Origin of the sequence: Zwartia sp. (assembly GCF_049655405.1) — a bacterium.
Lineage (GTDB): Bacteria > Pseudomonadota > Gammaproteobacteria > Burkholderiales > Burkholderiaceae_B > Zwartia.
In genome coordinates this window covers 364,110-372,594 of record NZ_JBASJR010000008.1, presented here as the reverse complement: position 1 = coordinate 372,594, position 8,485 = coordinate 364,110, and the positions used below count along the sequence as shown (strand labels likewise).

The window sequence follows — 8,485 nt, the reverse complement described above, 5'->3', positions numbered from 1 at the left end:
CGACAACGTTGGTATGACAGTTAAGCTGCTCGCACCAATCGCCATGGAAGAAGGTCTGCGTTTTGCAATTCGCGAAGGTGGCCGTACCGTCGGCGCCGGCGTCGTTGCTAAAATCCTGAAGTAATTTGTTTCGCTGCGAGCTGAATAGCTCGCAGCATATCGCTCTTTGAGAATCGCCATGAAAAATCAAAAAATCCGTATCCGCCTGAAAGCGTTTGACTACAAACTCATCGATCAGTCGGCTGCAGAGATCGTTGATACGGCCAAGCGTACCGGTGCAGTGGTACGAGGACCGGTTCCACTGCCAACGCGTATTCGTCGTTATGACGTGTTGCGTTCACCACACGTGAACAAAACTTCTCGTGACCAGTTCGAAATCCGGACACATCAGCGCTTGATGGACATTGTTGACCCGACTGATAAAACAGTTGATGCACTGATGCGCCTCGATTTGCCAGCTGGTGTTGACGTAGAAATCGCACTTCAGTAATGATTTAGAAATTTAGCCCCGCATGGTTACTGCATGACAAGTCAATTTGGCTTGCAATGCAGCAACCGTTGGTGCTAGAATGTAAGACTTGCCGTATTTTGGCAAGAAATAATGAGCACCCGAAATATTCGGGTTTTATCAGCCCCGACCAATCGAAGTCGGGAATCGGGTTTTTACCCCGGAGAAAACGATGTCGAAATCGACACCCACGCCTGCCGCACATCGGCTTGGGCTGGTGGGCCGCAAGGTCGGCATGACCCGTATTTTTACGGAAGATGGCGAGTCCATCCCCGTAACAGTACTGGACGTGTCGAACAACCGCGTCACCCAGGTAAAGTCACTTGAGTCTGACGGCTATGCCGCCATTCAAGTTGCTTACGGCGCTCGTCGCGCTTCCCGTGTAGCCAAGCCACAAACAGGTCATTACGCCAAAGCTGGTGTAGAGGCCGGAAGTATCCTCAAAGAATTCCGTCTTGATCCTGCTCGCGCAGCCGAATTCACGCCAGGTAGCGTGGTCGCTGTTGAGAGCATTTTCGAAGCTGGCCAGCAAGTTGACGTCACCGGTACCACAATTGGTAAAGGTTTCGCCGGCACAATCAAGCGTCACCATTTCAAATCACAGCGCGCATCACACGGTAACAGCCGTTCGCACCGCGTTCCTGGTTCGATTGGTCAGGCGCAAGATCCTGGTCGAATTTTCCCCGGTAAGCGCATGTCAGGTCACCTTGGTGATGACACGCGCACCGTGCAAAACCTTGACGTCGTCCGTGTTGACGCTGAGCGTGGTCTGCTGATGGTTAAGGGCGCAGTCCCTGGCTATGCTGGCGGAGACATTCTCGTGCGCCCGGCAGTCAAAGCACCTGCTAAAAAGGGAGCCTAATCCATGGATATCAAGCTCCTAAATGATCAAGGTCAGTCATCAGCAACATTTGCTGCTCCTGACACAGTGTTTGGTCGTGATTTTAACGAAGCACTCGTTCACCAAATCGTCATTGCCTTTCAGGCTAATGCACGATCAGGTAACCGTGCTCAAAAAGGTCGTGATGCTGTTCGTCACTCGACCAAAAAGCCATTCAATCAAAAAGGTACTGGCCGCGCACGTGCTGGTATGACTTCCTCGCCCTTGTGGCGTGGGGGTGGTCGTGCGTTCCCAAATTCGCCTGAAGAAAACTTCAGCCAAAAAGTTAACAAGAAAATGTATCGCGCGGGAATTCGCTCGATCCTTTCACAGTTAGCTCGCGAAGACCGTATCTCAATCGTTGATTCATTTACACTCGAAGCCCCAAAAACAAAACTCGCAGCTGAAAAGCTTAAGACTTTTGGTTTGGAGTCGGTGTTGATTATCACCGATACAGTCGATGAAAACCTTTACCTCGCGACGCGCAATTTGCCGCACGTTGCTGTCGTCGAGCCGCGCAATGCCGATCCGCTTTCGTTGATTCATTACAAAAAAGTATTGATCACAAAGCAGGCCATCGCTCAACTCGAGGAGATGCTGGCATGAACGATCATCGTCTAATGCAAATCATCTTGGCACCAATCGTGACTGAAAAAGCCACTTTTGTTGCAGAGAAGAACAACCAGGTCGCATTTCGTGTCATTGCTGATGCAACTAAGCCTGAAATTAAAGCTGCTGTCGAGTTGCTCTTTAAAGTGCAAGTTGAAGCTGTTCGGGTGTTGAATCGTAAAGGCAAGGCAAAGCGTTTCGGTCGTTTCGTCGGTCGCCGTCGTAATGAGCGTAAGGCCTACGTCTCGCTCAAAGATGGTCAAGAAATCAACCTGGCGGAGGTCAACTAAATGGCTCTCTTAAAAGTTAAGCCAACCTCGCCCGGACGCCGTGGCATGCTTAAGGTGGTCACACCTAATCTGCATAAAGGCGCACCGGTTGCTGCGTTGCTCGAAAAGAAAATCCGTGGATCTGGCCGTAATAACAACGGTCACATCACAATTCGCCACCGTGGTGGTGGTCATAAGCAGCACTACCGTTTGGTGGATTTCCGTCGCAACAAAGACGGCATTCCAGCAAAGGTTGAGCGTCTGGAATATGACCCAAACCGCACTGCACACATCGCTTTGCTTTGTTATGCGGACGGTGAGCGTCGTTACATTATCGCTCCTCGTGGTCTTGAAGTAGGTACAACGCTGTTGTCGGGTGTAGAAGCCCCCATCCGCGCAGGTAACACCTTACCTATTCGCAACATCCCTGTGGGTACAACGATTCACTGCATCGAAATGTTGCCCGGCAAGGGTGCCCAAATGGCACGTTCGGCTGGTGCATCGGCTGTTCTGTTGGCTCGCGAAGGCACTTACGCTCAGGTTCGCCTGCGTTCAGGTGAAGTTCGTCGCGTGCACATTGAATGCCGTGCAACGATCGGTGAAGTCGGCAACGAAGAGCACAGCTTGCGCCAAATCGGTAAAGCGGGTGCAGTTCGTTGGCGCGGTATTCGTCCCACGGTGCGTGGTGTCGCAATGAACCCGGTTGATCACCCACACGGTGGTGGTGAAGGTCGTACCGGAGAAGGCGGCGAGCCACGTAGTCCATGGGGTACCCCAGCTAAGGGTTACAAGACTCGTAGCAACAAGCGGACGGACAATATGATCGTCCAGCGCCGCAAGCGTAAATAAGAGGGCGAATCATGTCACGTTCAGTCAAGAAAGGCCCATTCGTCGATGCACACCTGATCAAAAAGGTCGAGGTTGCTATCGCCGAAAAGGGCAAGAAACCGATCAAAACTTGGTCACGTCGTTCAACGATCCTGCCAGACTTCATCGGTCTGACGATTGCTGTTCATAACGGTCGCCAGCACGTTCCCGTTTACATCAACGAGAACATGGTTGGACATAAACTCGGTGAGTTTGCGCTGACTCGTACCTTTAAAGGGCACGCTGCAGACAAAAAGGCCAAGAGGTAATCCATGGAAACTCAAGCCATTATCCGTGGGGTGCATATCTCTGCCCAGAAGACAAGACTTGTTGCGGATCTTATCCGTGGTAAATCTGTTGCTCAGGCATTGAACATCCTGACCTTCACAAATAAGAAGGCCGCCGGCATCTTGAAGAAAGCTGTTGAATCAGCGATCGCCAATGCCGAGCACAACGACGGTGCAGATATCGACGAACTCAAAGTCACCACGATTTTTGTGGACAAGGCTGAGTCGATGAAGCGCTTTTCCGCACGAGCCAAAGGGCGCGGTAACCAGATTGAAAAGCAGACCTGCCACATTACTGTGAAGGTCGGAGCCTAAGGAGTCACGATGGGTCAGAAAATTCACCCGATTGGGTTCCGCCTTGCGGTTACACGTAATTGGGGCTCGAAGTGGTACGCAGACGACAAAGACTTCAGTGGCATGCTTGCCTCTGATATTCGTGTCCGTGAGTACCTAAAAAAGAAACTCAAAAGCGCATCTGTTGGTCGCGTGGTCATTGAGCGTCCTGCTAAAAACGCACGTATTACTGTCTACTCTGCACGTCCTGGAGTTGTGATTGGTAAGCGTGGTGAGGACATCGAAGGCCTCAAAGCTGATTTGCAGCGTTTGATGGGCGTGCCTGTTCACGTCAACATCGAAGAGATTCGCAAGCCAGAAACCGACGCTCAGTTGATTGCGGATTCAATTTCGCAGCAGCTTGAAAAGCGGATCATGTTCCGTCGCGCCATGAAGCGTGCTATGCAAAATGCAATGCGTCTGGGTGCTTTAGGCATCAAGATCATGAGTGCAGGCCGTCTGAATGGTATCGAAATTGCCCGTACTGAATGGTATCGTGAAGGTCGCGTGCCACTTCATACTTTGCGTGCAAATATTGATTACGGTACTTCTGAAGCCCATACCACCTATGGTGTGATTGGTATCAAAGTCTGGGTCTATAAAGGCGACATGTTGGCTAACGGCGAAATGCCTGTTGAAACCGTTGCGCCCCGCGAAGAAGAGCGTCGCCCACGTCGTGCCCCTCGTGCTGACAAGCCCGAAGGTGGCCGTCCGGCTGCTCGTCCCGCTGGTCGTGGTCGTGCACCGCGCAAGGCTGATGCCGCTGCGCCTGCGCCTGAAGGAGAATAAGCATGCTGCAACCAGCACGCAGGAAATATCGCAAAGAGCAAAAAGGCCGTAACACTGGTCTCGCTACACGCGGCGCTAACGTTTCATTCGGCGAATTCGGTTTGAAGGCCACAGGTCGTGGCCGTCTTACCGCTCGCCAGATTGAATCCGCACGTCGTGCGATCAATCGCCACATCAAGCGTGGCGGACGTATTTGGATCCGTATCTTCCCCGACAAGCCAATTTCACAGAAACCAGCTGAAGTTCGGATGGGTAACGGTAAAGGTAATCCAGAGTATTGGGTTGCTGAAATCCAGCCAGGCAAAGTGCTGTACGAAATGGAAGGTGTGAGTGAAGAAATCGCGCGTGAGGCGTTCCGCCTTGCAGCAGCTAAGCTTCCAATCGCCACAACATTCGTCGCGCGTCACCTCGGTACTTAAGGAATCGATATGAAAGCAAGCGAACTTCGTGCAAAAACTGCCGCCGAGCTCGGTCAAGAGCTTGAAAGCCTGTTGAAAGCCCAATTTGGTCTGCGTATGCAGCGGGCTACTCAGCAACTCACCAACCATACTCAGATCAGTAAAGTTCGTCGCGACATCGCTCGCGTACGTACATTGTTGACTGAGAAGGCGGGATCATAATATGACCACAGCTCAAACAACAAAACCTAAGCGTCAGCGTACGCTGGTTGGTAAAGTCGTCAGCAACAAGATGGATAAAACCATCGTGGTGTTGGTGGAGCGTCGTGTTAAGCATCCTATGCTTGGCAAGATCATTATGCGCTCAGCTAAATACAAAGCGCATGATGAAACCAATCAGTACAACGAAGGTGACACTGTAGAAATCGCAGAAGGTCGTCCAATTTCACGGTCCAAGTCCTGGACTGCTACGAAATTGATCGAAGCTGCTCGCGTGATCTAAAGATTACCTGACTGTAGTAAAAAAACGCGCCATCTACATGGCGCGTTTTTTTTATGCACGTCAATGATGACGTGCACACAGTGTGTTAAATATGTGTAACAAACTTAGTGACTAAATATCCATCAAAAGTTTCTGAACCACCTTCGCTTCCAATTCCGCTGTCCTTGATGCCGCCAAAAGGCGTTTCAGGAAGTGCGCTACCGAAATGGTTAATGTTGACCATTCCAGCTTCGATAGAGTTTGAAATTTTGGTAGCAGTCTGAAGTGAGTTTGTAAATATGTATGAAGACAATCCAAAAGGTAGGCTATTTGCACGTGTGATGACTTCATCGATATTATCGAAAGGCACGACTGGTGCGATTGGGCCGAATGGTTCTTCTGTCATAAGCATCGAGTCATCTTTCAACCCAGTAATGACGGTAGGCGGGAAAAAGAAACCCTTGCCACTCATTGCATCGCCACCAATTTCAATTTTTGCACCACGCTTGCGTGAGTCCTCAACAAATCTTTCAATGGCAGGTACACGACGCTCATGAGCGAGAGGCCCCATTTCAACGCCATCTTCTAAACCATTACCTACTTTGACTTGTTTAAGTACATCGATAAATTTAGCGAGAAACTTGTCGTAGACTTTCTTTTGAACATAAAAACGAGTGGGTGAAACACAAACCTGACCGGCGTTTCTTACCTTGAATTTAGCAAGCATTGTTGCTGCACGTTCAACATCTGCATCATCAAAAACAATAACAGGTGAGTGTCCACCAAGCTCCATGGTGACGCGTTTCATATGAGCCCCTGCAAGAGCTGCTAACTGTTTGCCAACTGGCACAGAGCCAGTAAATGAGACTTTACGACTGATTGGTGAACGGATAAGGTAATCAGAAACTTTGGCGGGCTCGCCCCAGACCAAACTCAAGACACCGGGAGGCAAGCCAGCGTCATGGAACATCTGCGCAATAGCCATGACTGCACTCGGAGAATCTTCAGGCCCTTTGAGAATGACAGTGCAACCAGCACCAATCGCCGCACAAATTTTTCTAATAGCCTGGTTGTATGGGAAATTCCAAGGTGTAAAAGCAACGCAGACACCGATAGGTTCTTTTAAAACAAGTTGTCGCACATCGGCGTTTCTTGGCAAAACTACTCGCCCATAGATACGGCGACACTCCTCCGCATGCCAATCACAATGGTCGGCACAACCAACAACCTCTCCGAGGGCTTCAGCCAAGGGCTTTCCTTGATCAAGCGTCATGTTTCGTGCGATATCCTGTGCACGATCTCGCGTGAGTTGCCCAACTTTCCGCAAAATTGCGGAGCGATCCATGGGCGAAGACTTTTTCCAGCTAGCAAAAGCCAATTCAGCAGAGTGAAGAGCCATATCAAGATCGGCCTGTGTTGCATGCGGCAATTGGCCAAGAACCTCAAGAGTCGCAGGATTAATGATGTCCTGAGACTGACGACCTTCGCCAGAAATGAACTCACCATTGATATAAAGGGTTTGCTTAGGGTACATTGAGGCTCCAATACAACAAAAAATTGGCAAAAGCGCTAAACAGATAATATGACATATCTGAATAGCACTTGCACAAAAAAAAATACTACGATATACTGCACGGCTTTCCCGCAATTCGTGTGCCGTTTTAAAACAACGAAACATAAAAAGTGTGGAAATAATTAGCAGATTTCAACCCAGGGTGCTCTGTGGCACCTAACGGGACCAAAACTGACTGATTTGACTGTAGGCAAAATGCACACAGAATCTTTGGTTAAGTTGGAACAGGAAAAATCATGATCCAAATGCAGACCACGCTAGACGTGGCCGATAACACTGGTGCACGTTCTGTTATGTGCATCAAGGTGCTCGGCGGTTCAAAGCGCCGCTATGCCGCAATCGGCGATGTTATCAAGGTTACCGTCAAGGACGCAGCCCCACGAGGCCGTGTCAAAAAAGGCGAAATCTATAACGCTGTTGTCGTTCGTACGGCACAGGGTGTTCGTCGTAAAGACGGTTCACGTATTCGCTTCGGTGGCAATGCTGCCGTTTTGCTCAACGCCAAACTCGAGCCCATCGGCACGCGTATCTTTGGACCAGTTACACGCGAATTGCGTGGCGAAAAGTTCATGAAGATCGTGTCTTTGGCGCCCGAAGTGCTGTAAGGAGCCGTAAATGAACAAAATCCGTAAAGGCGACGAGGTTGTAGTGCTGACAGGGCGTGACAAAAAGCGTCGCGGCACTGTGTTGGCCCGTCTTGATGAAGACCATGTATTGGTCGAAGGCATCAACATGGTCAAAAAGCATGTTAAGCCAAACCCGATGCAGGGAACAACCGGCGGCATTATCGAAAAGACAATGCCGATCCATATCTCGAACATTGCGCTCTTCAATCCCGCCACCGGTAAAGGTGATCGCGTTGGGATCAAAGAAGTTGACGGTCGCAAAGTGCGTGTTTTTCGTTCCAGCGGCGAGACCGTTGGCGCGAAAGCTTAAGGGGCGAAAAAAATGTCTCGTTTCCAAGAACTCTACATGCAAAAAATTGCTCCCGCGTTGCGCGAGCAGTTTGGCTACAAGAGCGTGATGCAGGTTCCTCGCGTGATGAAAGTCACCTTGAACATGGGCGTCTCAGAAGCTGTTGCAGATAAAAAAGTCATTGATCATGCGGTTTCTGATCTGACTAAGATTGCCGGTCAAAAGCCTGTGATCACCAAAACCAAAAAGGCGATCGCAGGTTTTAAAATCCGCGAAGATTATCCAATTGGTTGTATGGTGACATTGCGCGGTCAACGTATGTATGAATTCCTCGATCGTCTCGTTTCCGTGGCTCTGCCACGTGTTCGCGACTTCCGTGGTATTTCGGGACGTGCGTTTGACGGTCGTGGCAACTACAACATCGGGGTGAAAGAGCAAATCATTTTCCCTGAAATTGAATACGACAAAATCGACGTGTTACGTGGGATGAATATCAGCATCACCACGTCCGCTAAGACAGACGAAGAAGCCAAGGCGCTGTTAACAGCCTTTAGCTTCCCGTTCCGCAACTAAGGA

Annotated in this window: 15 protein-coding genes and 1 pseudogene; 15 read left to right on the top strand and 1 reads right to left on the bottom strand. The window is 50.0% G+C overall.

The window, feature by feature from the left end; all coding sequences use genetic code 11:
• The 12 genes and pseudogenes from WBJ47_RS05760 to rpsQ form a co-directional block, all read left to right on the top strand.
• Nucleotides 1–124 (top strand): annotated as a pseudogene (locus WBJ47_RS05760) (elongation factor Tu); the annotation flags it as partial.
• Between the two features lie 54 nt (nt 125–178).
• Entirely contained in the window at nt 179–490 is a 312-nt protein-coding gene (gene rpsJ / locus WBJ47_RS05755) for a 30S ribosomal protein S10 (protein ID WP_003806903.1), read from the top strand.
• 190 nt (nt 491–680) lie between these two features.
• A complete protein-coding gene (rplC, locus tag WBJ47_RS05750; RefSeq protein ID WP_422243511.1) occupies nt 681–1,370 on the top strand; it encodes a 50S ribosomal protein L3 in 690 nt (229 codons plus the stop codon).
• Between the two features lie 3 nt (nt 1,371–1,373).
• Nucleotides 1,374–1,994 carry a 50S ribosomal protein L4 gene (gene rplD / locus WBJ47_RS05745; RefSeq protein WP_422243510.1) on the top strand — a complete coding sequence of 207 codons (621 nt, stop codon included), beginning with the start codon at nt 1,374–1,376 and terminating at the stop codon, nt 1,992–1,994.
• Nucleotides 1,991–2,287 (top strand): 50S ribosomal protein L23, encoded by a 297-nt coding sequence (rplW, locus tag WBJ47_RS05740; protein WP_422243509.1) that lies wholly within the window; start codon nt 1,991–1,993, stop codon nt 2,285–2,287. The genes rplD and rplW overlap by 4 nt, the downstream gene beginning before the upstream one ends.
• Nucleotides 2,288–3,115: a 50S ribosomal protein L2 gene (rplB, locus tag WBJ47_RS05735; protein WP_422243508.1), complete on the top strand. Its 828-nt coding sequence runs from the start codon at nt 2,288–2,290 to the stop codon at nt 3,113–3,115. It begins immediately after the preceding gene.
• An 11-nt stretch (nt 3,116–3,126) separates the two neighbouring features.
• Nucleotides 3,127–3,402 carry a 30S ribosomal protein S19 gene (gene rpsS / locus WBJ47_RS05730; RefSeq protein ID WP_028816421.1) on the top strand — a complete coding sequence of 92 codons (276 nt, stop codon included), beginning with the start codon at nt 3,127–3,129 and terminating at the stop codon, nt 3,400–3,402.
• A gap of 3 nt (nt 3,403–3,405) precedes the next feature.
• Nucleotides 3,406–3,735 (top strand): 50S ribosomal protein L22, encoded by a 330-nt coding sequence (gene rplV, locus WBJ47_RS05725; RefSeq protein WP_028816422.1) that lies wholly within the window; start codon nt 3,406–3,408, stop codon nt 3,733–3,735.
• Nucleotides 3,736–3,744: 9 nt separating this feature from the next.
• Nucleotides 3,745–4,542 carry a 30S ribosomal protein S3 gene (gene rpsC, locus WBJ47_RS05720; protein WP_422243507.1) on the top strand — a complete coding sequence of 266 codons (798 nt, stop codon included), beginning with the start codon at nt 3,745–3,747 and terminating at the stop codon, nt 4,540–4,542.
• A gap of 2 nt (nt 4,543–4,544) precedes the next feature.
• Complete coding sequence (gene rplP / locus WBJ47_RS05715; protein WP_290198437.1) at nt 4,545–4,961, top strand: 50S ribosomal protein L16; 417 nt, start codon at nt 4,545–4,547, stop codon at nt 4,959–4,961.
• Nucleotides 4,962–4,970: 9 nt separating this feature from the next.
• Nucleotides 4,971–5,162, top strand: coding sequence for a 50S ribosomal protein L29 (gene rpmC, locus WBJ47_RS05710; RefSeq protein ID WP_312852155.1), 192 nt, complete (start codon nt 4,971–4,973; stop codon nt 5,160–5,162).
• Between the two features lies 1 nt (nt 5,163).
• The gene (rpsQ, locus tag WBJ47_RS05705; RefSeq protein ID WP_312852154.1) at nt 5,164–5,442 is read left to right on the top strand and encodes a 30S ribosomal protein S17; all 279 of its coding nucleotides are present in this window, start codon (nt 5,164–5,166) and stop codon (nt 5,440–5,442) included.
• An 85-nt stretch (nt 5,443–5,527) separates the two neighbouring features.
• Here rpsQ and WBJ47_RS05700 read toward each other — a convergent pair whose 3' ends face one another.
• On the bottom strand, nt 5,528–6,955 hold the full coding sequence (locus tag WBJ47_RS05700; RefSeq protein WP_422243515.1) for an NAD-dependent succinate-semialdehyde dehydrogenase: 1,428 nt from the start codon (nt 6,953–6,955) through the stop codon (nt 5,528–5,530).
• A gap of 275 nt (nt 6,956–7,230) precedes the next feature.
• Here WBJ47_RS05700 and rplN point away from each other — a divergent pair, with 275 nt between their 5' ends.
• From rplN to rplE, 3 genes are read left to right on the top strand one after another with little or no spacing between them, the layout of a single operon-like run.
• Nucleotides 7,231–7,599: a 50S ribosomal protein L14 gene (gene rplN / locus WBJ47_RS05695; RefSeq protein WP_290242432.1), complete on the top strand. Its 369-nt coding sequence runs from the start codon at nt 7,231–7,233 to the stop codon at nt 7,597–7,599.
• A gap of 10 nt (nt 7,600–7,609) precedes the next feature.
• Nucleotides 7,610–7,930 (top strand): 50S ribosomal protein L24, encoded by a 321-nt coding sequence (rplX, locus tag WBJ47_RS05690; RefSeq protein ID WP_422243506.1) that lies wholly within the window; start codon nt 7,610–7,612, stop codon nt 7,928–7,930.
• A 12-nt stretch (nt 7,931–7,942) separates the two neighbouring features.
• On the top strand, nt 7,943–8,482 hold the full coding sequence (gene rplE / locus WBJ47_RS05685) for a 50S ribosomal protein L5 (protein ID WP_422243505.1): 540 nt from the start codon (nt 7,943–7,945) through the stop codon (nt 8,480–8,482).
• Nucleotides 8,483–8,485: the final 3 nt, after the last annotated feature.

Coding starts and splice junctions, on each gene's coding strand:
- WBJ47_RS05700 (WP_422243515.1), bottom strand. CDS start 6,955: ATGTACCCTAAGCAAACCCTTTATATCAATGGTGAGTTCATTTCTGGC.
- rplW (WP_422243509.1), top strand. CDS start 1,991: ATGAACGATCATCGTCTAATGCAAATCATCTTGGCACCAATCGTGACT.
- rpmC (WP_312852155.1), top strand. CDS start 4,971: ATGAAAGCAAGCGAACTTCGTGCAAAAACTGCCGCCGAGCTCGGTCAA.
- rpsJ (WP_003806903.1), top strand. CDS start 179: ATGAAAAATCAAAAAATCCGTATCCGCCTGAAAGCGTTTGACTACAAA.
- rplV (WP_028816422.1), top strand. CDS start 3,406: ATGGAAACTCAAGCCATTATCCGTGGGGTGCATATCTCTGCCCAGAAG.
- rplP (WP_290198437.1), top strand. CDS start 4,545: ATGCTGCAACCAGCACGCAGGAAATATCGCAAAGAGCAAAAAGGCCGT.
- rplN (WP_290242432.1), top strand. CDS start 7,231: ATGATCCAAATGCAGACCACGCTAGACGTGGCCGATAACACTGGTGCA.
- rplX (WP_422243506.1), top strand. CDS start 7,610: ATGAACAAAATCCGTAAAGGCGACGAGGTTGTAGTGCTGACAGGGCGT.
- rplD (WP_422243510.1), top strand. CDS start 1,374: ATGGATATCAAGCTCCTAAATGATCAAGGTCAGTCATCAGCAACATTT.
- rplE (WP_422243505.1), top strand. CDS start 7,943: ATGTCTCGTTTCCAAGAACTCTACATGCAAAAAATTGCTCCCGCGTTG.
- rplB (WP_422243508.1), top strand. CDS start 2,288: ATGGCTCTCTTAAAAGTTAAGCCAACCTCGCCCGGACGCCGTGGCATG.
- rplC (WP_422243511.1), top strand. CDS start 681: ATGTCGAAATCGACACCCACGCCTGCCGCACATCGGCTTGGGCTGGTG.
- rpsQ (WP_312852154.1), top strand. CDS start 5,164: ATGACCACAGCTCAAACAACAAAACCTAAGCGTCAGCGTACGCTGGTT.
- rpsS (WP_028816421.1), top strand. CDS start 3,127: ATGTCACGTTCAGTCAAGAAAGGCCCATTCGTCGATGCACACCTGATC.
- rpsC (WP_422243507.1), top strand. CDS start 3,745: ATGGGTCAGAAAATTCACCCGATTGGGTTCCGCCTTGCGGTTACACGT.